This is a genomic window from Aquamicrobium terrae (assembly GCF_040545735.1).
In the GTDB taxonomy this organism is placed as follows: domain Bacteria; phylum Pseudomonadota; class Alphaproteobacteria; order Rhizobiales; family Rhizobiaceae; genus Mesorhizobium; species Mesorhizobium terrae_A.
Map to the genome: position 1 here is coordinate 466,803 of NZ_JBEPML010000002.1, position 22,945 is coordinate 489,747.

General features: G+C 64.4%; 21 protein-coding genes, 1 tRNA gene and 1 pseudogene. 14 read left to right on the plus strand and 9 right to left on the minus strand.

Annotated elements, in window-relative coordinates:
• The first annotated feature begins 33 nt into the window (after nucleotides 1–33).
• Nucleotides 34–1,497: a betaine-aldehyde dehydrogenase gene (gene betB, locus ABID37_RS05010; protein WP_354193005.1), complete on the plus strand. Its 1,464-nt coding sequence runs from the start codon at nucleotides 34–36 to the stop codon at nucleotides 1,495–1,497.
• A gap of 27 nt (nucleotides 1,498–1,524) precedes the next feature.
• On the opposite strand, the gene ABID37_RS05015 is transcribed toward betB, so the two are convergent.
• Both ABID37_RS05015 and ABID37_RS05020 read right to left on the minus strand, forming a co-directional pair.
• Nucleotides 1,525–3,768, minus strand: coding sequence for a mannose-1-phosphate guanylyltransferase/mannose-6-phosphate isomerase (locus ABID37_RS05015; protein WP_354193006.1), 2,244 nt, complete (start codon nucleotides 3,766–3,768; stop codon nucleotides 1,525–1,527).
• 8 nt (nucleotides 3,769–3,776) lie between these two features.
• Nucleotides 3,777–5,297, minus strand: a complete 1,521-nt coding sequence (locus ABID37_RS05020; RefSeq protein ID WP_354193007.1) for a phosphomannomutase/phosphoglucomutase — start codon at nucleotides 5,295–5,297, stop codon at nucleotides 3,777–3,779.
• 185 nt (nucleotides 5,298–5,482) lie between these two features.
• Here ABID37_RS05020 and ABID37_RS05025 point away from each other — a divergent pair.
• From ABID37_RS05025 to ABID37_RS05070, 10 genes are all read left to right on the plus strand, one after another.
• A tRNA-Pro gene (locus tag ABID37_RS05025) sits at nucleotides 5,483–5,559 on the plus strand.
• Between the two features lie 370 nt (nucleotides 5,560–5,929).
• Nucleotides 5,930–6,136: a hypothetical protein gene (locus ABID37_RS05030; RefSeq protein ID WP_354193060.1), complete on the plus strand. Its 207-nt coding sequence runs from the start codon at nucleotides 5,930–5,932 to the stop codon at nucleotides 6,134–6,136.
• A 52-nt stretch (nucleotides 6,137–6,188) separates the two neighbouring features.
• Nucleotides 6,189–6,629, plus strand: coding sequence for a host attachment family protein (locus tag ABID37_RS05035; RefSeq protein ID WP_354193061.1), 441 nt, complete (start codon nucleotides 6,189–6,191; stop codon nucleotides 6,627–6,629).
• Between the two features lie 40 nt (nucleotides 6,630–6,669).
• Complete coding sequence (locus ABID37_RS05040) at nucleotides 6,670–7,080, plus strand: PaaI family thioesterase (protein ID WP_354193008.1); 411 nt, start codon at nucleotides 6,670–6,672, stop codon at nucleotides 7,078–7,080.
• A 134-nt stretch (nucleotides 7,081–7,214) separates the two neighbouring features.
• Nucleotides 7,215–7,544, plus strand: coding sequence for a DUF1236 domain-containing protein (locus tag ABID37_RS05045; RefSeq protein ID WP_354193009.1), 330 nt, complete (start codon nucleotides 7,215–7,217; stop codon nucleotides 7,542–7,544).
• A gap of 211 nt (nucleotides 7,545–7,755) precedes the next feature.
• Complete coding sequence (locus ABID37_RS05050; protein ID WP_354193010.1) at nucleotides 7,756–8,322, plus strand: TetR/AcrR family transcriptional regulator; 567 nt, start codon at nucleotides 7,756–7,758, stop codon at nucleotides 8,320–8,322.
• Between the two features lie 45 nt (nucleotides 8,323–8,367).
• Nucleotides 8,368–8,589, plus strand: a complete 222-nt coding sequence (locus ABID37_RS05055) for a DUF3311 domain-containing protein (RefSeq protein WP_354193011.1) — start codon at nucleotides 8,368–8,370, stop codon at nucleotides 8,587–8,589.
• Nucleotides 8,586–10,004, plus strand: a complete 1,419-nt coding sequence (locus ABID37_RS05060; protein WP_354193012.1) for a sodium:solute symporter family protein — start codon at nucleotides 8,586–8,588, stop codon at nucleotides 10,002–10,004. Before ABID37_RS05055 ends, ABID37_RS05060 begins: the two co-directional genes overlap by 4 nt.
• 11 nt (nucleotides 10,005–10,015) lie before the next feature.
• Entirely contained in the window at nucleotides 10,016–11,068 is a 1,053-nt protein-coding gene (add, locus tag ABID37_RS05065; protein ID WP_354193013.1) for an adenosine deaminase, read from the plus strand.
• Nucleotides 11,069–11,208: 140 nt separating this feature from the next.
• Nucleotides 11,209–11,403 carry a hypothetical protein gene (locus tag ABID37_RS05070; protein WP_354193014.1) on the plus strand — a complete coding sequence of 65 codons (195 nt, stop codon included), beginning with the start codon at nucleotides 11,209–11,211 and terminating at the stop codon, nucleotides 11,401–11,403.
• A gap of 119 nt (nucleotides 11,404–11,522) precedes the next feature.
• Here the strand turns inward: ABID37_RS05070 and ABID37_RS05075 are convergent, their stop codons facing one another.
• The 3 genes from ABID37_RS05075 to ABID37_RS05085 are packed head-to-tail and all read right to left on the minus strand — an operon-like array spanning nucleotide 11,523 to nucleotide 14,677.
• Entirely contained in the window at nucleotides 11,523–13,079 is a 1,557-nt protein-coding gene (locus ABID37_RS05075; RefSeq protein ID WP_354193015.1) for a DHA2 family efflux MFS transporter permease subunit, read from the minus strand.
• Nucleotides 13,066–14,238, minus strand: coding sequence for an HlyD family secretion protein (locus ABID37_RS05080; RefSeq protein WP_354193016.1), 1,173 nt, complete (start codon nucleotides 14,236–14,238; stop codon nucleotides 13,066–13,068). The genes ABID37_RS05075 and ABID37_RS05080 overlap by 14 nt, the downstream gene beginning before the upstream one ends.
• 4 nt (nucleotides 14,239–14,242) lie before the next feature.
• The gene (locus ABID37_RS05085) at nucleotides 14,243–14,677 is read right to left on the minus strand and encodes a MarR family transcriptional regulator (RefSeq protein WP_354193017.1); all 435 of its coding nucleotides are present in this window, start codon (nucleotides 14,675–14,677) and stop codon (nucleotides 14,243–14,245) included.
• Nucleotides 14,678–14,908: 231 nt separating this feature from the next.
• Between ABID37_RS05085 and ABID37_RS05090 the strand changes: the two genes are divergently transcribed.
• The gene (locus ABID37_RS05090) at nucleotides 14,909–17,119 is read left to right on the plus strand and encodes a TonB-dependent receptor plug domain-containing protein (RefSeq protein WP_354193019.1); all 2,211 of its coding nucleotides are present in this window, start codon (nucleotides 14,909–14,911) and stop codon (nucleotides 17,117–17,119) included.
• Between the two features lie 63 nt (nucleotides 17,120–17,182).
• Here the strand turns inward: ABID37_RS05090 and tsaA are convergent, their stop codons facing one another.
• The 4 genes and pseudogenes from tsaA to ABID37_RS05115 form a co-directional block, all read right to left on the minus strand.
• Complete coding sequence (gene tsaA / locus ABID37_RS05095) at nucleotides 17,183–17,674, minus strand: tRNA (N6-threonylcarbamoyladenosine(37)-N6)-methyltransferase TrmO (RefSeq protein ID WP_354193020.1); 492 nt, start codon at nucleotides 17,672–17,674, stop codon at nucleotides 17,183–17,185.
• A 4-nt stretch (nucleotides 17,675–17,678) separates the two neighbouring features.
• Nucleotides 17,679–18,470, minus strand: coding sequence for an ABC transporter ATP-binding protein (locus ABID37_RS05100; RefSeq protein ID WP_354193021.1), 792 nt, complete (start codon nucleotides 18,468–18,470; stop codon nucleotides 17,679–17,681).
• Nucleotides 18,467–19,510 carry a FecCD family ABC transporter permease gene (locus ABID37_RS05105; protein ID WP_354193022.1) on the minus strand — a complete coding sequence of 348 codons (1,044 nt, stop codon included), beginning with the start codon at nucleotides 19,508–19,510 and terminating at the stop codon, nucleotides 18,467–18,469. The genes ABID37_RS05100 and ABID37_RS05105 overlap by 4 nt, the downstream gene beginning before the upstream one ends.
• Nucleotides 19,511–19,512: 2 nt before the next feature.
• A pseudogene (locus tag ABID37_RS05115) lies at nucleotides 19,513–20,555 on the minus strand (iron ABC transporter substrate-binding protein).
• 170 nt (nucleotides 20,556–20,725) lie between these two features.
• Between ABID37_RS05115 and ABID37_RS05120 the strand changes: the two are divergent.
• Together ABID37_RS05120 and ABID37_RS05125 are read left to right on the plus strand one after the other, a co-directional pair.
• Entirely contained in the window at nucleotides 20,726–21,172 is a 447-nt protein-coding gene (locus ABID37_RS05120; protein ID WP_354193025.1) for a TadE/TadG family type IV pilus assembly protein, read from the plus strand.
• Nucleotides 21,172–22,941, plus strand: coding sequence for a TadG family pilus assembly protein (locus tag ABID37_RS05125; RefSeq protein ID WP_354193026.1), 1,770 nt, complete (start codon nucleotides 21,172–21,174; stop codon nucleotides 22,939–22,941). Before ABID37_RS05120 ends, ABID37_RS05125 begins: the two co-directional genes overlap by 1 nt.
• The last annotated feature ends 4 nt before the right edge of the window (nucleotides 22,942–22,945 follow it).

Consider the following 22,945-nt stretch of genomic DNA (forward strand, 5'->3'; position numbering starts at 1 on the left):
TCAACCGATCCGATGCAACCACCGGAGCCTGCCATGCGCGCCCAGCCGACCGCCTCCCATTATGTCAACGGTCGCTATATCGACGACGATCGCGGCGCGGAGATTGCCGTCATCTATCCGGCCACCGGCGAGCGCATCGCCACGCTGCATGCGGCCACGCCCAACATCGTCGAACTGGCGATAGAATCGGCGCGCGCCGCGCAGGCCGAATGGGCGCGCATCAAGCCGGTCGAGCGCGGCCGCATCCTCCGCCGCGCCGCCGATATCCTGCGCGACCGCAACGAGGCGCTGGCGCGGCTCGAAACCCTCGACACCGGCAAGGCCATCCAGGAAACGCTGGTCGCCGACGCCCCTTCCGCCGCCGACTGCCTCGAATATTTCGCAGGCGCCGTCGCCAGCTTCAACGGCGAGTTCATCGACCTTGGCGGCCCCTTCGCCTATACGCGCCGCGAGCCGCTCGGCGTCTGCGTCGGCATCGGCGCGTGGAACTATCCGATCCAGATCGCCGGCTGGAAATCGGCCCCGGCGCTCGCCATGGGCAACGCCATGGTGTTCAAGCCGTCCGAGAATACGCCGCTCTCGGCACTGGCGCTGGCCGAAATCTATTCCGAGGCGGGATTGCCCGATGGCCTGTTCAACGTGGTGCAGGGCTATGGCGAAGTGGGCGCTTCGCTGGTCGGCCATCCGTCCGTCGCCAAGGTCTCCGTCACAGGCTCGGTCGCCACCGGCAAGCGCGTCCTGGCGCAGGCCGGCGCGGAGATGAAGCACGCCACCATGGAACTCGGCGGCAAGTCGCCGCTCATCGTCTTCGACGATGCGGACCTCGAAAACGCCATCGGCGGCGCGATGCTCGGCAATTTCTATTCCACCGGGCAGGTCTGCTCCAACGGCACCCGCGTCTTCGTCCAGAAAAGCGTGCACGACCGTTTCGTCGAGCGCCTTGTCGAGCGCACCAAGAAAATCCGCATCGGTGACCCGCTCGATCCCGAGACCCAGATGGGACCGCTGGTCAACAAGGCCCAGCACGAGCGCGTGCTGTCCTATATCGAGGCCGGCAAGCAGGAAGATGCTGTGCTCGCCTGCGGCGGTGGCGTCCCCGCCCTGCAAGGCTTCGACGGCGGCTTCTTCGTGGAACCCACCGTCTTCACCGGCGTGACCGACGACATGCGCATCGCCCGCGAGGAAATCTTCGGGCCGGTGATGAGCGTGCTTTCCTTCGAGGGTGAATACGAGGTGATCGACCGCGCCAACGGCACCGAATTCGGCCTCGCCGCCGGTGTCTTCACCCGCGACATGGCCCGCGCCCATCGCGTCATCGGCGACTTGCAGGCCGGCACCTGCTGGATCAACGCCTACAACCTCACCCCGGTCGAGATGCCGTTCGGCGGCTACAAGCAATCCGGCATCGGGCGCGAGAATTCACTGGCCGCCCTCCAGCACTATTCGCAGGTCAAGTCGGTCTATGTGGAGACCGGCGACGTGGACAGCCCCTACTGACACAAGACCTGCCAGACCGGCATCAGCCTATGCCGCCGAGCCCCTTTCCTCCGTGCTGTCCAGATACTGCATCAGCGCGTAGACGAGGTGGTAGAAGATCGAGGCCGGCACCTCGGCAGCCACCGAGCGGCCGCGCTCGTCGATGCGGTCGATCCACAGTCCGACAGGCGCCGGATCGATATGCCAGCGGAACAGGCGACCCACGCGCGCCTCGATCTCCGGCTTGAGGTCCGGTCCGTCCGCCCTGTCCAGCGCGATGGAAGCCTTGATCGCCTCCGTCTGCGGCCAGCTTCGCGACACGAGATCGAGCGGCATGCCCTGCTTCGACACCGCGCCATAGGCAAGCCCCGTCGCCCGGTTGAGCCCGTTGGCGACGGCCGAGGCGTAGAGCTTGCGGGCATAGGTCGTCAGGCTGGTCTGGCCGCTGCGATTGGCGAAGTCGATCAGCAGCGAGGCCCATTCGAAATGATGACCGGGTTCCGTCCAGTCGCCCTTGCCGTCCGGGGCCGCAGCCCAGCCATCCTGAAAATATTCGCCCACGGTCCATGAGTCCGCATCGAAGAAGTAGCTGCGGAACAGATCGACGATGCGCGCGGCGCGGCGCAGGTAGGTGCGGTCGCCGGTCGCCTCATGCCAGGCGAGAAACGCCTCCAGCAAGTGCATGTGCGGATTGGAGCGGCGCAGGCTGCCGCCCTCCGGCGCTTCGAGGAAGCCGGCAAGGCTGCTGTCTTCCAGATGCTCGTCGACGAAGGCAAAGGTCTCCCGGCCAAGCTGCAACGCATCCGGATTGCCGCACATATGGGCATGGGCAAGCGCCAGAAGCACGCAGGAATGGTCGTAAGCATCTTCCGTCGCATCGCTCACCGAGCCATCGACATTGAAGGTACGCACCCAGCCGCCCCGGTCGGTACGCCCGCGCGACATGAATTCGAGGCCATGGGCGATCAGCCGGTCGGCGGGACCGTCCCAGCCGCGCGCCCTGGCGACGGCAAAGCCGTAGACCTGCCGCGCCATGGTGCGCATGCGCTTCGGCCTGGCCAGCGGCACCGCGTCGAGGCCCAGCGCCTCGTGGAAGCCGCCGTGGCGCTCATCAACCCCCACGGTAGACCACAGCGGCAGCGCCTCCTCGAACAGCCAGTGCCGCACGCGGCTGCGCCATGCGCCGCTTTCCACGACGCGGTCATGCGAGGGCGTGAAGCGTGTTTCCAGCCGGCCGCTCTTTTCGAGCTGCTGCACCACCTTGCGCACATTCTGGCTGTGCGACACCGGGGCCACGAAAGTGGCATCGGCGGTGGCGACGACTGCCGTATCCTTCAGCCCGACCGCCGACAGAAGCCGTCCATGGCTGCGGATGTAGGAATTCTGGCAATCGATGGCGACGACATCGCCGATGATGACATTTCCGTTTTCATCCGAAGGCCCGACATCGAGCAGCGACTGCCAGGAGCCGAGGTCGTTCCAGCGGAATCCGGCCGGCACCATGGCGATGCCCTCGGCCCGCTCCATTACCGCATAGTCGATGGAATCGGAGGGAATCGCCGCATAGAGCTCTTCCGGCATGTAGAGGCCGGAAAGATCGCTTGTGGCCGCCGCGAAGGCCTTTTCCGTGGCAGCCCAGATGTCCGGCTGGAAGCGCAGGAAGGCATCGCGCATGACGCTTGCCCGGAACAGGAAAATGCCGGCGTTCCAGTAGTAATTGCCCGCCGCGACATATTTCCGCGCGGTTTCGAGATCGGGCTTTTCCACGAAGCGCGACACGTCGAACACGCCGCCATGTTCCGCGCCGACCTCGATATAGCCATAGCCGGTCTCGGGCTGGTCGGGGCGAATGCCGAACACCACCAGCCGCCCCTCGCCCGCCGCTGGGGCGCCCTGCTCCACCGTCTGCCAGAACTGCGCCGTGGTGAAAATCTCGTGGTCGGACGGCACCACCAGCACGAGGCTGTCGCCGAAATCGGCCAAGGTGCGCAGCGTGGCCAGCGCGACGGCGGCGGCCGTGTTGCGGCCCACCGGCTCGAACAGCACCCCGCCGCCGGCGAGGTCCATGCCGTTGACGTCGGCATGGACGCGCCCGGCATGGCGTTCGGAAGCGATCAGGAACACCGGTGCGGCGCCAGCCGTGCGCCCGGTCATGCGCCGCAGCGTCTTGGCCAGCATGGAGCCGTCGCCCGACAGGTCATGGAACTGCTTGGGATTGTCCTCGCGCGAGAGCGGCCACAGCCGCGAGCCCACGCCGCCGCTCATCACGAAACAGGCAATACGCTCGCTCATGTCTGCGCTCAGAAGGTCTGGTTGTAGGGGCCGACTTCCGGATTCCGGCGCAATAACTCGTCCAGCGCCTCGAACATTTCGCGCCGCCGCCCGGCCGAGACGGGGCTTTCCACCACCACGACCAGTTCCGGCTTGTTGGACGAGGCCCGCACCAGGCCCCAGGTGCCGTCCTCGGCCACGACGCGCACGCCATTGACCGTCACCAGATCGGCGATGGCCTGCCCGGCGAAACGCTCTCCCGCCGCCTTCATGCCCTCGAAATCGGCAAGCACCCGCTCGACGACCCCATATTTCAGTTCGTCGTCGCAGTGCGGCGACATGGTGGGCGTGCCGTAGGTCACCGGCAGGTCGCGATAGAGATCGGCCATCGACTTGCCCGGGTTGCGGTCAAGCATGCCGCACACCGCAATCGCCGTCACCAGCCCGTCGTCATAACCGCGCCCGATCGGCGGGTTGAAGAAGAAATGGCCGGATTTTTCGAAGCCGGCGATGGCCCCAAGCTCGGCCACCCGCCGCTTGATGTAGGAATGGCCGGTCTTCCAGTAATCCGTTGTCGCCCCCTGCGCCTGCAATTGCGGATCGGTCTTGAACAGGCCGGTCGACTTCACGTCCACGACGAAGGTCGAGCCCGGATGCAGCCGCGAAATGTCGCGCGCCAGCATCACGCCCACCTTGTCGGCGAAGATCTCGTTGCCCTCATTGTCGACCACGCCGCAGCGGTCGCCATCGCCGTCGAAGCCGAGGCCGACATCGGCCCCCGTTTCCAGCACCTTGTCGCGGATCGCATGCAGCATCTGCATGTCCTCGGGGTTCGGATTGTAGCGCGGGAAGCTGTGGTCCAGTTCCACGTCGAGGGGGATGACCTCGCAGCCGATTCGCTCCAGCGCTTCCGGCGCGAAAGCGCCGGCCGTGCCGTTGCCGCAGGCGGCGACCACCTTGAGCCGGCGGCCGATCTTCTTGCCGGCCACAAGATCGTCGAGATAGGTTTCGCGGAAGCCGCGCACGACCTCGTAGGAGCCGCTGCCGACGAGATCGAAATCGCCGCCGAGCACGATGTTCTTCAGCGCCGTCATCTCGTCCGGGCCGAAGGTCAGCGGCCGCTGCGCGCCCATCTTCACGCCGGTCCAGCCGTTTTCGTTGTGAGAGGCGGTGACCATGGCGACCGAAGGCGCATCGAGCGCGAACTGGGCGAAGTAGGCCATGGGCGAAAGCGCGAGGCCGATGTCCTTCACCTTCGCACCCGCCGCCATCAGCCCCGACACCAGCGCCAGCTTGATCGCCAGGGAATACTCCCGGAAATCATGCCCCGTCACGATCTCGGGACCGACGCCCATGCGCCGGATCAGCGTGGCCAGCCCCATGCCCAGCGCCTGCACGCCGATCAGGTTGAGTTCGGGCTCCTTTTCGGCGCCCGGCCGGCCGAACCACCAGCGTGCGTCATATTCGCGAAAGCCGGTCGGCTTGATCAGCGCCGCGGTCTCGAACTCGAACGTATTCGGTAGCGCCTGTTCCACAATGGTTAGCTTCACTTGAGCACGCTCCCCGCATTTTCCCACGCAATTCCGCCAGCTTGCCTAGCAGCAAAGCCTTTAAAGGGGGTTATCCTCGCACCTTCCCGGCCCTTGCACAAACAATCATCGAAAACGCGCAAATTGTCGTGTCATTGACGCTTGCAGGAACAGAATCGCGGCGCTATAAGCCCGGCGACTGGTCACGGAGTGTAGCGCAGCCTGGTAGCGCACATCGTTCGGGACGATGGGGTCGCAGGTTCAAATCCTGCCACTCCGACCAGTCGAAAATCTCCCGAAAAAGCCGATTTCCTCAATAAATTCATGGCGATAGACGATATCGGCCATGAGAACATGTGACCAAGAAAGCGCGTCACACGTCACACATGTGACTTGGGCTGTTCCAGGCGGGTCAGGAATCGGCGGCACCTCCTAGATCCTCTCGTGACGGAACCTATCTCCAGAGCCGTCATTCTCCTCTCATGACGAGTTGGAGAAGAACGATGGTTGAGAAAACCGAATATGAAAGCGGGGCTCGAAAACCGATGCCCAAACGCAACCGGGACGAGAATGACAACGTCTCGGATAAAGCCGCCGAAAACAGGCGCCCGCCAGGCGGGATCGGGAACAGCGACACCAATCCGCCCCGTGATGTGCGGGAAGCGCCGGCTCCAAACCCTCAGGGAGACGCCGGAACCTCCGATCAAAAACCCCGTTGGGAAGGCCCGCCTGAGAACCGGCCGCGAGGATACCTGCCTGCAAAGGACAATCCCGAAAAGGATCGCGACGCCGCGGGTGAGAATCTGAAAGATCCAGAAAAGCGCGACCTTGGTGACGCGCTCAAGAAAAAGGGCGGTTGAAAGGGCAGCCGACCGCCTTCGGTTCAGGGTTAAAACTAAGGAGAGCAATGCGATGATTTTGAAGCACGGTCTTTGGGTCCTGGTCGCAGATGGAGAAAAGGCCCTTTTCCTCAGAAACCATGGAGACACCGAATTCCCTGATTTCAAAGTCATGCGGGAACTGGAGCAGGCCAATCCACCGACCAGAGAACAGGGAACGGAACGGCCCGGCCGCCACAGCGACGGACCGTCGGCCCACAACAGCGCCTACGAGGAAACCGACTGGCATCGCATCGGCAAGGAACGTTTCGCCGACCAGATCGCCGACCGGCTCTACGTGCTGGCCCATGCCGTCCGTTTCGAGAAAATCGTCATCATCGCGCCTCCGCAAGTGCTGGGCGAGTTGCGGAAGCAACTGCATGAGGAGGTGACATCGCGGGTCGCCGCCGAAATCCCCAAGACGCTGACAAATCACCCGATCGCCGAGATCGAAGAGATGTTGAAGGCTGCATGAAGCATTTGATAGCCTGCTCCTCTCGCAGGAATATTTGCCGATGCCCAACCTGAAGGCGTTCGCGCAGGAAGTCTTCGCTTCGCAACCATTCACCCGCTGGATCGGAGCGAAGTTGCTTTCGGTCGGCGCGGACCATGCCGAGATCGGCCTGACCATTTCCGGCCATCACCGCCAACAGCACGGCTTTGTTCATGGAGGCGTGCTGAGTTATCTTGCGGACAACGCCCTGACATTTGCCGGCGGGCTCGCCCTCGGCGGTGACGCCTTGACCTCCGAATTCAAGATCAACTACCTGCGGCCGGCAAGGGGCGACTATCTTGTCGCCCGGGCAAGAACCGTCGGCAAAGGGAAACGCCAGGCCGTCTGCCAATGCGAAATCCTCTCCCGGGAAGACGGCGGGGAGCAGCTTTGCGCGATCGCGCAGGGAACGATCCTGCCGGTTGGGCCGTGAGGCATACCGCCTCGTCGCCGGCTGCCTGCGGCAGGACCGGCGCTAGTCGCAAAATGACCTTATTTCATTGCGGAACGGGGCCCCTTGGCCCTGCATTTCTCCTCCAGCATTGGGTGTCTGAAAGGAGAAATCCCATGAAACCGCTTCTTGCTACTTTTGCCGTTTGCGCCACCCTTGCCGGCCTCGGCGTGGCCAACGCTCAGGATACGGTGATTGTCCCCTCCCAGCCCAGCGAAACGATTGTCATCCAACCCGAGCAGCGCACCGTCATTCGCGAATATGTGACGCAGAATCCGGTCGCCTCCGTCGAAATCCTGGGGCTGGAGTTGAATCTGGGCGCCAAGGTGCCCGAAACGGTAGTGCTTCACGAGGTTCCGGAAGTCGACTACCGCTATGCCGTCGTCGAGGGGCGGACGATCGTCGTCGACCCCGCTACGAACGAGATTGTCGATATCATCGAATAGCAACTGCCCCGGCAGGGCTGGCCCGCGAATGGGCCAGCCCTGCCGTTCTCATCTCCCGAGGCAGCTTCAGCGGGCCATCGCCGGCGACGGGACCGGGCGTCTTCCTGTACCGATCGCAATCTCCGGGTTTGACATGATCAGGACTTAGTGTCATGACTATGACATGAAGTCTGAATCGAGACCAATCACACTCAGGGAAGAGCAGGCAGCCATGACCCGCGACAGGATCGTGCGCGCCTTGGTCGAGTTGCTCGAAGACGATGAAATCGATCAGATATCGATGGCTGCCCTGGCGCGGGCGGCCAATGTGGCCGAAAGAACGATATTCCGCCATTTTCCTACCCGGGCGGACCTGATCTCGGCTGCCGGCGAATGGATCAGCGCCAATATCTTCAGGCTCATCCCCTCCAGCGGACCGGAGGACCTGTCAAACGGGTTCCGCCAGGCATGCGCGCAATTCGACAAGCATCCCCGTCTGGCGCATGCCATCGCCGTCAGCCGGGTGGGGCGCACGGCCCGCAGCGAATTCCGAAAGCAATTCATCGAACTGAGCCGGGACGTTCTGGCGCCGCTGACCAGCGGCCTCAGCGAGAAAGAGCGACGCCGCGCCGAGGCTGTCGTGACATATCTGGACAACGTGCTGGCCTGGCACACGTTGCGCGAGGAATTCGGGATGTCCGGCCAGGAAGTGGCCGACACCATTCAATGGGCGATGGACCTCGTATTCGACCATCTGCGTCGTACGGCTCCAGACGCTGGCAGGACAGGTGAAAGCTAGCCTGACCTAGGAATCTCAGACCGCAACCCGAGGGAGGAGACTCGAGTGTCCAAATTACCGACCATGCTGATCGGCATGGGCGTACCGATCCTTTTGATCGTAATCGTCCCGCCTTTCCTGAACGACCCCAACCTTACCTGGCAAGGCATCCCGGTCCTGTTGCTGTGGATGTTCCTGTGCATCCCGGCAACGGCCCTGTGTCTCATCGTCTGCTGGTACTGCTTCGACCGCCAGCACTACGTCGGCGCCGAGGAAGATCAGCCATGATGATCTTCGTCTTCGTACTGGTGATGGCTCTGTCGATTGCCGCCGCGGCCGCGGCCCGCTTCGGCATCAAGAACCTCGACATTAATCACATGCTGGTAGCCGGCAGGTCCATGCCCGCCTTCCTGGTCTTCGTCCTTGCCGTGGGCGAGGTTTACTCCATCGGCTCCATCCTGGCTTTCCCGGCGGGGATATATGCCAAGGGCCTGGAAAGCGCCTATTGGTACATGGGCTATCTGCTGCTTGCCTATCCCTTCGCCTATTTTACCGCGCCCCTGATCTGGCGCGCCGCCAAGCGGCACAATGCGCTTACGGTTCCGGAAGTGTTCGGACGACACTTTGAAAGCCGCAATCTCGAAATCGTCATGTCGATCGGGGCCTTGATCGCGGTTGCGACATGGGGGCAATTCCAGTTCGTCGGTATCCAGGTGGCTCTCGGCGAACTGGGGCTTGAACTGAGCCCGGCCGGTCTCCTCGGTGCTGCCGGGTGCCTGGCCTTCGTCTACGTCGGTCTCGCCGGGGTGAAAGGCTCCGCCTTTGTCGCCTTCATCAAGGACATCGCAATGATGGTCGGCATCGTCGCCGTCGGCGTTGCTGCCTTCTGGGCGATCTGGGGTGCGCCGGCGGAGCCCATGCCGATATCGATGCCCGCGAGCCATTTGAGCATGACCGGGCCCGCCCTCACCTTCGCGATCACCACGATCCTGTTCCAGGGATTCGGGCTCTATTTGCAGCCTTCGGTCAGCCCCTTTGTCTTTACGGGAAAATCCGAGGCGGCGGTGAAGAGCGCGACCGTCTTCATGCCCCTCTATCTCATCATGTTGCCGTTTGGCGCCATCGTCGCCCTCTATGCACTCACGGCCTTTCCCAATGCCGGGAACGCAAACCGGATTTTCCTCGATGTCGCCCACGGCCTCCTGCCGCCATGGCTGGTCGGCTTCGTGATAGCGGGCGCCTGTCTTGCCGGTATCCTGGTGCTTTCCGTCAACGCGCTCAGCTGTTCCGCAATCGTCACGCGCAATCTCCTGCCAAGCGTGCCGGTGACGGCGCAGCGCCGGTGGACGCGAATCACGATCGCGGTGTTCCTCATCGTTGCCGCCTCGCTGACGCTCGTCGTGCCGAAGCTGATGATCGGCGTCCTCAACTTCAGCAACTATATCGCAATCCAGTTCGGCGCAGCGTGGCTTGCCGTCTTCTTCGGTCGCCGTGTTTCGGCAACTTCGGTTGGCAGCGGCCTGGTCGTCGGCGTGGTGGCAGCGGTCGTGCTCTATGCAACGGAAGTGAACTTCGGAGGCGCCAATGTCGGCCTCGTGGCCTTTGCCGCCAATCTCGCAATCACTTTCGGGCTGGACTGGCTGATGCCGTCGAAGACGCCATGCAAGCCAGTCGCGCTCGGCAACAACGCATCGGCTGTGTGAAAGAAGACACCATGAACCTGGACCAGTACCTGCGCCGCCTGCCGAAGGTCGATCTTCATTTCCACCTGGCCGGTACGCTCCAACCTCGAACGCTGTTCGACCTTGCCCGCAAGAATGGCGTCGATCTCCCCACCTGGGACGCCGAAAAGATCTATGATTTCCAGGATTTCTACGACTTCCTCGACGTCCTGGAACGCATAGCGGGATGCATAAAGGACAAGGGGGATTTTGCCCGGGTCTCGTACGAGGCCCTGCGCGATGCAGCCGTTGCCGGAAACCTGCGCTATGCGGAACTGTTCTTCAATCCTCAGTACCACTATCCGCAAGGCATCTCCTACACGACCATGGTGGACGGCTATATCGAAGGGCTTGAAGCCGCCGAGAAGGAGTTCGGCGTCGTCGGAAGGCTGATCCCGTCCATCAATCGGGAGCTGGGTTCCGGCTCGGCCCTGGACATGGTGCGTGACGTCGTCAATCACCCACGCGAGCGGGTGATCGGCATCGGCATGGACTGCGCGGAATACAAGGGTAAGCCTCATCTGTTTGTCGAAGCCTATGCGATGGCCAGGAAAGCCGGCCTTCGTTGCACGGCCCATGTCTGTGAAGACAACCAGACATTGGAGCAGGCGCCTCCTTCGCACGTAACGGACTGCCTCGACCTGCTCGGCTGCGACCGGCTCGACCATGGCTACAATATGCTGGCCGACCCGGCGGTGGTGCGACGCTGCCGTGACTGCGGCATCGCATGCACCGTAGGCTCCCACACCTGCATTGCGTCACGGATGAAGAAGCGCTGGGACAGCATCGGGAAGATGCGCGAGGCCGGCCTCAATCTCACCATTGCCACCGACGATCCGCCGATGTTCAAGACGGACATCGGTCAATCCTATGTCACCGCACAGGAGCGGCTTGGACTCTCCGCTACGGAAGCAGCGGCACTGGCGCTGGCCGGGATCGAGGCCACCTGGCTGAGCGACGGCGAAAAGCGCGATATGAGACGGTCCTTCGACGCGGAAATATCTGCCCTCACCCAAAAACTTCAGGTCGAGCCCATTCCCATCTGACAGGGGCTTCTTCAAAGCCCACCGCCCTTGGCCCGGCAGGGCGTTGCTGTCCGGCGCCCGGGTGCGGGAAGCAAAACGTGATTTCTTGTTTCCGGGGCGAGAGGTTACCTTTTCGCGATCGACGCAGCAGGAGAACGACGATGAAGACATTCCTCGCATTCGCCGCAGCATTTGGTCTTTCCGTGTCGGCAGCCGCCGCGGAATGCGCATGGCATTCGAACGTATCGGCCTCGGTGGACAAGCAAACGACGACAGCCAGCGTAAAGAACACCGAGACGGCATCGGCAGCGGAGGCCCAGACGACCCAGAAGAAGCTGCCCGAGAAAACTGAATAGCCGATCAATTCAGCTTTCGGCTTTTCGCCGAAGCCAGCATTCATGACGCTTGTCGGCCCGATGTGGGCCGAAGCGGGCGCATTGGTATGCAGCCCCTGAAATGCCCCGCCGTCGCGGTATCAGACGCCGTGCGGCTTGCGCTGGGCGCGATGCAGCATCCAGGTCGGCACCAGGGCGATCAGGAAGACCACGGTGACGATCAAAAAACCGTCATGGAAAGCCAGCGTGTTGGCCTGTATCGAGATCACCTGCCCGAGGAACTGGAGCGCGGCCGGAATCTGCTGATAGTCGGGCAGACCGCCGGATTTGGCGATGCCGGCCACGGTGGACAACAGATCCATGGTGGCGGGGTTGTGGCTGGTCTGCGTCGCGGTCAGCGCATCGGCATGGTAGACGGTGCGCCGCTCCAGGAACACGGACAGAAGATTGACGCCGAAGGCGCCACCGAGCTGGCGGATGAAGTTGATCGCCCCGGAGCCCTGCGCCACCAGTTCGCGCGGCAGCACCTTGAGCGAGCCGGCGGTCAGCGACGGAAACAGCAGGCCAAGCCCGATCCGCGAGATCACCGTCCACCAGGCCAGGGTCCAGAAGGCGGTGTCGACGCTGACCGAAGCCGTCAGCCACGACGACCAGGCGAAGATCAGCATGCCGATGCCGATCAGATAGCCGGCCGGAACCTTGTCCGACAGCCGCCCCGCAATCGGGAAGATCACCACCAGCACGAAGCCGGACGGCATCAGCAGCAGGCCCGCCTGCGTCGGCGTCAGGCCCTGTATGGTCTGCACGAACAGCGGCACCAGATAGGTGGAGCCGAACAGCCCGGCGCCCATGATGAAGGCGACCAGCGAGGCCGAGGAGAACGGCACGTTGGCGAACAGCCTGAGATCGAGCATGGGCTTGGCGCTCGTCGTCTCCCACCACACGAAACCGGTGATCGCGACCGCCGCCACGGCGAACTGGAGAAGAATGGGATCGGATGACCAGCCGAGCCGCTGCGCATTGGTCAGCGCGTTGAGCACGGTTGCCAGAAACAGGCTCAGCAGCACCATGCCGCCCCAGTCGAAACCGGGGCGCGGGCCTGTCTGCTTGCGCACGGGCAGGAAGAGATTGGCGAGCAGGATGCCGATGACGGCGAAGGGAATGCCGAGATAGAACACGTAGCGCCAACTGAAGGCATCGATCAGCATGCCGCCGATCCACGGCCCCAGCGCCGGGGCAAGCACGACGCCGATGCCGAATATGCCCATCGCCGCACCGCGCTGGTTCGGCGGGAAAATCTGGAACAGCAGGATCATGGCGAGCGGCTGGATCACCCCCGCCGCTGCGCCCTGGATGACGCGCGCGACCGTCAGGATGGTCTCGTTCGGGGCGAGGCCGCCGAGCACCGACCCGGCCATGAATATGGTCAGCGCCCCCACCATGGTGGTGCGCTGGCCGAAAGCGCGCTCGGCCCAGTCGGTCAGCAGCATGGTCGCGGTCATCGCGGCCAGAAATCCGGTGGAAAGCCACTGCGCCTGCACCTGGCTGATGCCGAAGGCGCCCATCACGTCGGGAATGGCGACGTTGACGATGGTCGTCGACAGCACCACCGCGATGGTCGCCACCATCACCGTGCCGGTGGCGAACCAGCGGTAGGACGGCCCGTATCGGTCGAACAGGCCTTCAATTGACGACATCGACGCTCACTTCCACCATCATGCCGGGCCGAAGCAGCCCGTCATGCTGGTCGATGGCGATGCGGATCGGCAGGCGTTGGGTGATCTTGGTGAAGTTGCCGCTCGGATTGGGGCTGGGCAGCAGCGCGAACTGGCTGGTCGCCGCCTCGCCGATGCGCGCCACCTTGCCCTCGACCTTGAGCTGCGGATAGGCATCGACCGTGATGCTGGCCGGCGCACCGAGCTTCACCCGGCCGAAGTCGGTTTCCTTGACATTGGCGTCGACCCAGATCACGCCCGGGTCGTGGTAGATGAGAAGCCGCGTGCCCGGCCCCACATATTCGCCGGCTTCGACAAAGGTGCTGTCGATGACGCCGTCGAATTGCGCCCGGATCTCGCGCCGGCCCAGATCCACCTGCTTCTGGCCGCGCTGGGCCGCAAGCGCCGCCTTCTGGCTGTCGAGAACGGCGATCTGGCGGTCGAGCACCGCGATCTGCGCCTGTTCGGCCTGCACCACGTCCAGATTGGCGCGGGCGGTGGAAATGGCGGCGGCGGCGGATTTTTCCTGTTCGGTCGCCGTCGACAGGGCGGCCTGCGCCTCCTCCAGCACCTGCTCGGACGTGACCTTGCTGGTGGCCAGACGGCTGACGCGCTCGAAGCGGCTCTTCGCGCTGGCGAGGGTCGCTTCGCTGGCGCGGTGATTGGCCTCGGCGGCGACAAGCTGCGCCTCGCCGGCCGCCAGCTTTGCCGTCACCTGGGTGCGGACCATGTCCTGCTCGGCGCGAAGCTGCGCCTGCTGGGCGCTCACGCCTTCGATCTGGGCATCGAGCGCCGCAAGTTCGAGCCGGGCATTCTCGCTGTCGATCGAGGCCAGAAGGTCGCCCTTCTTCACTTGGTCGCCGGCTATGACATCGACGGTGGTGACCCGGCCGCTGACCTCGCTGCCGACCGTCACCAGATTGGCGGCGATCCGCGAATCGTTGATGGCGACATGGCTCCAGCGGTGCGCCAGCCACGGCCACACCACCAGCGCCGCCGCCACCAGCGCGGCGACGACCAGCAGCAGCCGCAGCCTGCCCCCACCCATGCGGCCGCGCGCCCTTCGCGGTGTGGCCGGCGCATCGACGGACACTTGCGGCTCCACGGCCTCGGCCACTTCCTTTTCCTTACGCAGTTCCACTACCTTATCCACCGGTGCCCGACTCCAAACGATCTCCAATGATTTTCAGAAGCTCGCGCGCCCGGCCCAATTCCTCGGCAGCCACGTCTTCCAGCAATTCGCGCCGCAGCCCGGCGGCGATACGCGAAATCTCGGCCAGGACAGGTCCGGCGCCCTCGGCCAGCTCGACCAGCTTGACGCGCCGGTCGCCCGGGCACGCCCGGCGCAGGACAAGGCCCTGACGCTCCAGATTGTCGAGCACCCGCACCAGGGTCGGACCCTCGACACCGATGGTGTCGGCCAGTTCGCGCTGGGAAACAGGCGCAGCACGCGAAAGCTGCAACAGCACCATCCAGCGCGCCTGGGTGAGGTCGAGATGGCGCAGCCGCTCGTCGATGCGCTTGCGCCACAGCCGGCTCACACGGGAAAGCTCGACGGCGAACTGCTCGCCAGCGTCCATTTAATGCACTCCTATTTAGTAGGGTGCTATCGATATAGAGGCAAGAAGCGCCTTCTGCAAGAGCCGGCTCATGACATCCCAAACCGGTGCCCGGTCACGGAAATAGGGCTTGCTCTTGGCAGCGATATATTTTTATGAATATAACACTTTGATTCTAGTGAGAGACATCTCGCTCAGAATCCGTTTTATGGTGTGATTTTTCCGGGGGATGTCAAATTGCGATATGTCTACATGGGTGTAGCGCTTACAGCGCTGGCCACCGTCATGTCTGCCCAGCAGGCGCTGGCGCAGACCGACGAGAGCGAAATTGCAGAGGTCCAGTCCAACGAAAAGGACAAGAAGCCTCGCGCCAGGAAGGCCGATGAGGACGTGTTCGTCCTGGGGCGGATCACCGTCTATGGCGACCAGCAGGTTGGCGGAACCAGCGGTCAGGCCGTCTCGCAGAGCGTCGTTTCTTCCGAAGACGTGCGCACCCAGAACCGCAACACGCTGGACGATGCCCTGCGCACCGTGCCGGGCGTCGAGGTCTCCAACTCCGGCGGCCAGCGCAATGAACGCATGATCTATGTGCGCGGCTTCGACCGCTGGCAGGTGCCGCTGTCGATCGACGGCGTGCGCATCTACCTGCCGGCAGACAACCGGATCGACGTCGGCCGCTTCCTGACGCCGGACCTTGCCGAAATCCAGGTCCACAAGGGCTATGTCTCGGTTCTCGACGGCCCCGGCGGCATGGGCGGCGCCATCAATCTTGTCACCCGCAAGCCGACCAGGGAACTGGAAGGCGAAGTGCGCGCCGGCTTCGAACTCGGCAACACCGGCAAGCTGTCCGGCTATACGCTGTTCGGCTCCGTCGGCACGAAACAGGAGATGTTCTACCTTCAGGCCAGCGGTGCGGTCCGCGACAGTGACGGCTGGTTCCTGTCGCGCAACTACAATCCCGTACCGCCGCCGGGCGGCGGCGACCCCGTGCAGGGGCCGGGCCGCCGCGACTTCAGCCAGGTCGAGGACTGGCGCATCAATCTCAAGGCCGGTTTGACGCCCAACGCAACCGACGAATACGTCGTCAGTTACACGCACCAGGAAGGCAGCAAGGGGGCGCCCTACCACATTCGCGACAATGTGCGCGGCATCACGCCGAACGGCGGCTGGCAGAACAACTGGACCTGGCCTTACTGGAACGTTTCCAGCGCGTCGTTCAACTCTCACACAGCAATCGGCGATGCGTCCTATGTGAAGACGAAGACCTACTACAACACGTTCGACAACCTGTTGTCCGCCTTCGACGACGTGAACTTCGATTCGCAATCGGTGCGGGGCTTCGACAGCTACTACAAGGACTACGCCTACGGCTTCAGCGTGGAGGGCGGCACGGAGCTGATCCCCATGAACACGCTGAAGACCGCCCTCCACTACCGGCGCGACGCGCACCGGAACACGGATCACGAATGGCCCGGTCGCACCACTGGCGTCCCTGCCGGCTGGACCGGCTGGGAACCGACGGTGCAGAGGTCGGAGGACACCTGGTCCGTGGCAGCGGAGAACACCTTCCACGCCACCGAAACCCTCGATCTCGTCGCAGGCCTGAGCTACGACACGCAAAAGACCATACGAGCGGAGTTCTATACGCCTCCGAATCCTCCCGGCGGCGGCTCGCCCGGCGGAACCATCGACAGCGCATCGCTCACCAGCATGGACGCGTTCAACTGGCAAGGGGCGACGATCTGGCGGGCGACGCCGGACCTGGAACTTCACGCCAGCCTGTCGGCCCGTACGCGCTTCCCCAATCTCTTTGAGCGCTACAGCACCCGCTTCGGCACCAATATCCCCAATCCCGGGCTCGAGGCCGAGCGCGCCTATAACTACGAGATCGGCGGCACGGCCACCGTCCTCGACGGTGACGCGCGGATCGGCGGCGCCGTGTTCTACAGCGATGTCAGCAATGCCATCATCAGCGTATCCGGGCTCTCGTGCGCACCGATAGGCGGCGGTGGCGTCAACTGCACCCAGGCCCAGAATGTCGGCAAGGCGCAGTATTACGGGTTCGAGGTTTCCGGCGAGTGGGACGTGCTTCCCGAACTCACGCTGGGCGGCAACTACACCTTGCTGAAGAGCGAACTGAAAAATCCCGCAAGTCCGAACCTGAGGCCGGAGGGCAGGCCCGAGCACGTGGCATATCTCTATGCCCATTGGCGCCCGATCGAAAAGCTCACCATTTCGCCCGGCCTCGAACTGTCGAGCGGACGCTGGTCCAGCATAGGCGGAGGCAACTACAGGAAGCTGCCGGGCTTCGGCCTCGCCAACCTCAATGTGGAATACGCGATCAATGAGCAGACCTCGATTACCGCCGGCGTCCGCAACATGCTCGACAAGCATTACGAGATGCGTGACGGGTTCCCCGAGCCCGGCCGCACCTTCTATCTGAACTCTCGCATCACGTTCTGAAGCATCCTCCCCGACAACACCCGCCGGCAATTGCGATTGCCGGCGGGCATTTCCACTGGGGGCTTACCCTACCTCGAAATCGCCCGGCTGCGGCGGGGCGATGGGCGTGAAGCCTGTCCGTTCAGGCTTCAGGTCGATGAGCGGCGTGCCGTCGAGGCAGTCCATGCCGCGCACCAGAAGCACATTGCCCTCGCGCCCGGCCAGCGCGACGATCGAGGTGCCGATGGGATTGGGCCGCGCCGGCGAGCGGATCGAGAAGGTGCCGCGCGCCGAACCGTCATTGGCGGGGCTTTGCAGCACCAGATCGCGCCGCGACAGGTGCAGCCAGTAGAGCACCTCCAGTTCCTCGAACTCCTCGATATTGGCCAGCGCCTCGACCCATGGCTCGAAGACCTCGATGCGGCAGATGGGGCCGTCGCGGCGCCCCTGCCGCGGCGTCGCCATGCGCGATGTCCATGGCGTGTGAATGCGCCCGATGAACACCAGCCCGGCATCGGTCGCGGGCGGCGCCTCCACGGCCCGCTCGCCCTTTCGGATCTCGTTTTCCCTCACCATTTCGTCACTCCTGCTGCCGGAAACGGCCAAGCGCCGGCGCGCAGATGCTGCGCCCGGCCCCTTGCATGAACTCCACCGCGACCTCGACACCGTAAAGGCCGCGCAGCGTCTCCGGCGTGACTGCCTCCGGCGGCGTGCCCAGCCCGACGATCCGGCCCTTCTTCATCAACGCTACGCGGTCGGCGCAGGCGAAGGCATGGCCGGGGTCGTGGGTCGACAGCACGATGGCGAGACCGGAGCCGCGCAATTCGTTGATGCAATCCAGCACCCGCGCCTGGTTGCCGAAATCGAGGCTGGCGGTCGGCTCGTCCATAACGATCAGTTCCGCTTCCTGCGCCAGGGCCCGCGCGATCAGCGTCATCTGCCGCTCGCCGCCGCTGATTTCGGTGAACGACCGACCGGCGAGATGGACAAGGCCGAGCCGCTCCAGCGCGGCCATCGATATCTGCCGATCATGGGCGGATGGCGTGGCGAAGGTGCCGATGCGGCTGGCCCGCGCCATGGTCACCACCTCCATGACGCTGAACGGGAAATAGGACGAGCCGGCCTGCGGCACATAGGCGACGTGGCGGGCGAATTCCGGGCGGCTGAATTCCTGCACCGGCCGGCCATGCAGTTCCAGCCTGCCGGCCAGCGGCGGCAGCAGGCCGAGCAGCGTGCGGAACAGCGTGGTCTTGCCGCAACCGTTGGGGCCCATCAGGCACAGCACATTGCGCGCCTCGACCGCCAGCGTCACGCCCTCGCCCACCGGCGTGCCGCGATAGCCGAAGGCAAGTTCGCGCGCGCTCATCATCATTGCCAGCCGCGCCTCCCGCTCGCCAGCAGCCAGAGGAAGAACGGCGCGCCGATCACCGCCGTCAGGATGCCGAGCGGCACCTCGATCTGGGCGACGGTGCGCGCCAGCGCATCGACCCCGACCAGATAGCCGCCGCCGAGCATCAGCGAGGCCGGCAGCAGCCGTCCGAAATCCGGCCCGACGAGGCTGCGGGCGATGTGCGGCATGACCAGCCCGACCCAGCCGATGATACCCGACACGGAAACCGCGGCCGCCGTCATCAGCGTTGCCGCTGCCACCAGCAACAGGCGCAACCGGCCGGTCTCGATGCCGAGCGCGCGCGCTTCCTCCTCGTCCAGCGTCATCAGGTTCATGCGCCAGCGCAGCAGCACCATCGGCACCAGCCCGACCAGCACGGCCGGCATGATGGAGACGGCATCGGCACGGGTGATGCTGGCCAAGCTGCCGAGCAGCCAGAAGGTAATGGCGGGAAGCTGGTTGTAGGGATCGGCAAGGACCTTGAGGAGCGAGATGCAGGCGCCGAGCAGCGCCCCGATCGCCACGCCCGCCAGCACCAGCACCAGGATGGGGTCGCGGCCGCGCACCATGGAGCCGACCAGATAGACCATCGCAACCGCCACGAGCCCGCCGGCGAAGGCCATGCCCTGGATCGCCAGCACCGGCAGGGAGAAGAAGATGCCGCCGACGGCACCAAGGCTGGCCCCGGCCGATACGCCCAGAATATCGGGAGAAACCAGCGGATTGCGGAACAGGCCCTGATAGACCGCGCCGGCCGCGGCCAGCGAGGCGCCGACCAGCAGCCCGGCCAGCACGCGCGGCAGCCGCACGTTCCAGACCACCGTTTCCACGGTGGCGTCGAGGCCGCTCGGCATGCCGGTCAGGCGCGACCAGATGACCAGCGCCATGTCGGACAGCGAGACGTCATATTTGCCGGCCGAGAGGGCAAGAACCACGATGACCGCCAGCAGGGCCGGCGGCAGCAGCGGCCGCAAGCGGGAGGCGCGCCCCTGCCTGCCGATCTCCGGCAACGTTTCGCTCATCCTCACCGCCCCATGGACTCGGCCAGAAGCCGGTCAAGCTGCTCTTGCGACAGATCGACCTGATAGAAGAGACGATAGAATTCGCGCGTCCGCTCCCGCAGGTCGAACTCGCCCTTGCCCGGATAGAGTATCGCCGTCAGCCAGGTCACCGCCATCAGGCGGTTGACGCCGGGCGGGGAGTCGAACCAGCCGTAGGGCAGCGTCGGCGCCCTGTAGACCCTGCCCTCCTTCACCGCCCTGAGATTGGCCCAGGTCGGATCGGTCATGACCGATTTCTGGAAGTCGGGGTTGAGCGTCAGGATCACATCCGGGTCCCAGCCCAGCACCTGCTCGATCGAGACGTTGGAAAGGCCGCCGGAACCGGACAGCACGGCGACATTGCGCGCGCCCACACGTCGAGGATTTCCATGTTGATCGATCCGGCCGCGCCCGTTTCCAGCCCGTCCGGTCCGCGCCCGTAATAGACGCGCGGGCGCTCGGCGTCCGGGATGCCGGCCACCGCCTGCTTCTGCCAGTCCATGGTGCGCTCGGCATAGGATGCGAGTTCCTCGCCACGCGTCCCGACGCCCAGCAGGCCCGCCACCTCGCGGAGGGTTTCCGGCGTACGCGCGAATGCGCCGTCGATCAGCACATAGGGAATGCCGGTCTGCTCCTGCACCCGGTCGGCCAGCGAGGCGTAGGTGGCATCGACGCTGCCGACATCGATGATGATGTCCGGCTTCATGGACAGCACCATCTCGATATTGGCGGTATTGCCGCGCCCGGTGAGGCGTCCGGTTTCCTGCAGGTCGCGATAGGGGGCGGCGAGGAATTCCTTTTCGGCGGCCGAGGGGCTGCGCACCCAGCCCACCATCTTTTCCGGCGACAGCACATAAAGCAGCACCGAGGCCGGCGGGCCGGCAGCCAGCACGCGCTCTATCCTGTCCGGAATCTCGACCGACCTGCCGGCGGCATCGACGAAATGTCGCGCCGCCTCGGCAACGGCCGGCACCACAACCAGTTGAAGGGCGAAAAATGCAACAAGCAGCAGTCGGAAAAGAGGCATCGCAGGCGTCTCGGGATCAGCTTCGTCAATGTGGTTATATATGGTTGGACATATCGAGCAAGCGCGATCCTGAACAATTCCGCCCCGTAATCATCGGTAAACCTTTGCACTTTAAAGTTGATTATTGTCAATTTTAGACAGTCTGAGGTTGCATGATGCTGGATATGCTCATGATCAATGCTTCACCTCAAACAAGCCGCCTCGGCCGTTTTTGCCGATGTCGCCGGGCTGCCACCGCCATCGAGTTCGCCATCCTGGCCCCGATTTTCCTGATGCTTCTGCTCGGCATGATTGCCTATGGCATCTATTTCGGCGCCAGCCATTCGGTGCAGCAACTCGCCGCCGATGCGGCCCGCATCTCCATGGGCGGGCTGTCGGCACAGGAGCGCACCGACCTCGTCAACGACTTCATCACCCGCAACGGTGCCGGCTATCCGTTCCTGGATCCGCGCAAGCTCACCGTCGATGCCCGCGACAGCGCGATGGACGGTAGCCGCTTCGTGGTTTCCGTCAGCTATGACGCCACCGACCTGCCGATCTGGAACCTGTTCCACGGCATCGCCATGCCGGGCAAGACGATCCAGCGGCAATCCACCATCAGGCTGGGAGGACTGTGATGGAAAAGAACCTCGCACGCGCGCCGCGCCGCGTCAGACGGTTCCTCAAGAATTCCCGGGGCAATTTCGCGGTGATGACGGCACTGACCCTGCCCTTCGCCATCGTGCTCACCGCCTTCGCGGTGGACGAAGGCGCGCTCTACACCGAGCGCCGCCACGCCCAGGCCATCACCGACATCGCCGCCATCGCCGCGAACGCCAATATCGGCAGTGCGGAAGCGGTGGTGGCCGCCACGCTGGCCGACAACGGCCTCGGCTCCGTCCTGCTGCGCCCGGCCGGCGACACGACGCCGCCCCTTCCCGGCAGGCCGGTGGCGGAGGTGGTCAAGGGCCGCTACATCCCTAACTCCAGCGAATCCGTCGCCAGCCGCTTCAAGCCCGGCGTCCAGCCCTACAATGCGGTGCAGGTGTCATTGAAGAAGACCGGCCGCCTCTATTTCGGAAGCAGCGTCATGGCCCCGCCGGTGATCGGCACCTCGGCTATCGCCAGCAGCACCGCCGAGGCCTCCTTTTCCGTCGGCTCGCGCCTGCTCCGGCTCGACGGTGGCCTGCTCAACGCGCTGCTCGGCGGCCTGCTTGGCGGCAACATCAGTCTGAGCGTCATGGACTATGAGGCACTGGCGAAGGCCGACATCGGCGTGCTGCCCTTCCTCGACGCGCTCGCCACCCGCATCGGCATCACCGCCGGCACCTATTCCGACGTGCTGGCCTCGGATGTCCGTATCGGCCAGATCGCCGCCGCCATGGCCGACGTGCCGGGCCTCGACAGCACCACCCGCATCGCGCTGCAAACGCTGGGCGCGCGCTCGAGCGCCAACCTTCTGGTTTCGCTGCGCAGCCTGATCGATCTGGGCAACGTCGCCAGGCTGGGGATCGGCCAGCGGCCGGCGGGGCTCGACATCGCGGCCAATGTGCTGTCGATGCTGACGGCAAGCGCGGCAATCGCCAATGGCGATCATCAGGTCGCCGTCGATCTCGGCGGCACCCTGCCCGGTCTCGGCTCGCTCAAGCTCAACATCGCGATCGGCGAGCCGCCGCAAAGCTCGCCATGGCTGGCGGTCGGCGAGGAGGGAACGGTCGTGCGCACCGCCCAGACGCGCATCAGCCTCGTCGCCACCGTCAGCCCCCTTGCCGGCAATCTCGGCGGCGGTATCCACCTTCTGTCGATCAGGCTGCCGCTGCATGTCGAAATCGCCTATGCCGAGGCGCGGCTGAACTCGATCGAATGCCCGACCGGCCGGCCGGAGAGCATCCGCGTCCGGGTCGGTACGACGCCCGGCATCGCGGAACTCTATATCGCGGAGGCCTATGGCTCGGGCTTCGCCGACTTCACCCGCCGGTTGCTGTTCCGTCCGGTGGCGATTGCCGATGTCAGCCTGAAACTGCTGCTGATCTCGCTCGACCTGATCAAGGTCAAGGGCTACGCCCATGCCAGGATGGGCAATGGCGAGCCGATCGCCCTCACCTTCACGCGCGCGGACATCGATGCGAAAGCAGTCAAGACGGCGAGGACCAGCGACTATACGGCTTCGCTCACATCAAGCCTGATCGACGATCTGAAGCTGTCGGTCGAGCCGCTGGGACTGGGCATCGACCTCGGCTGGCTGCTCGGCACGGTGACGAAAGCCGTCTCCCCGGCCTTGCGCGGCGTCACCCCGGCCGTGGATGACCTGCTCGACAATGTGCTCGGCCTTCTCGGCATCAAGCTGGGGGAAGCCGATGTGCGCGTCACCGGCGCCACCTGCGGCCGCTCCGTGCTGGTGCAGTAGCTTA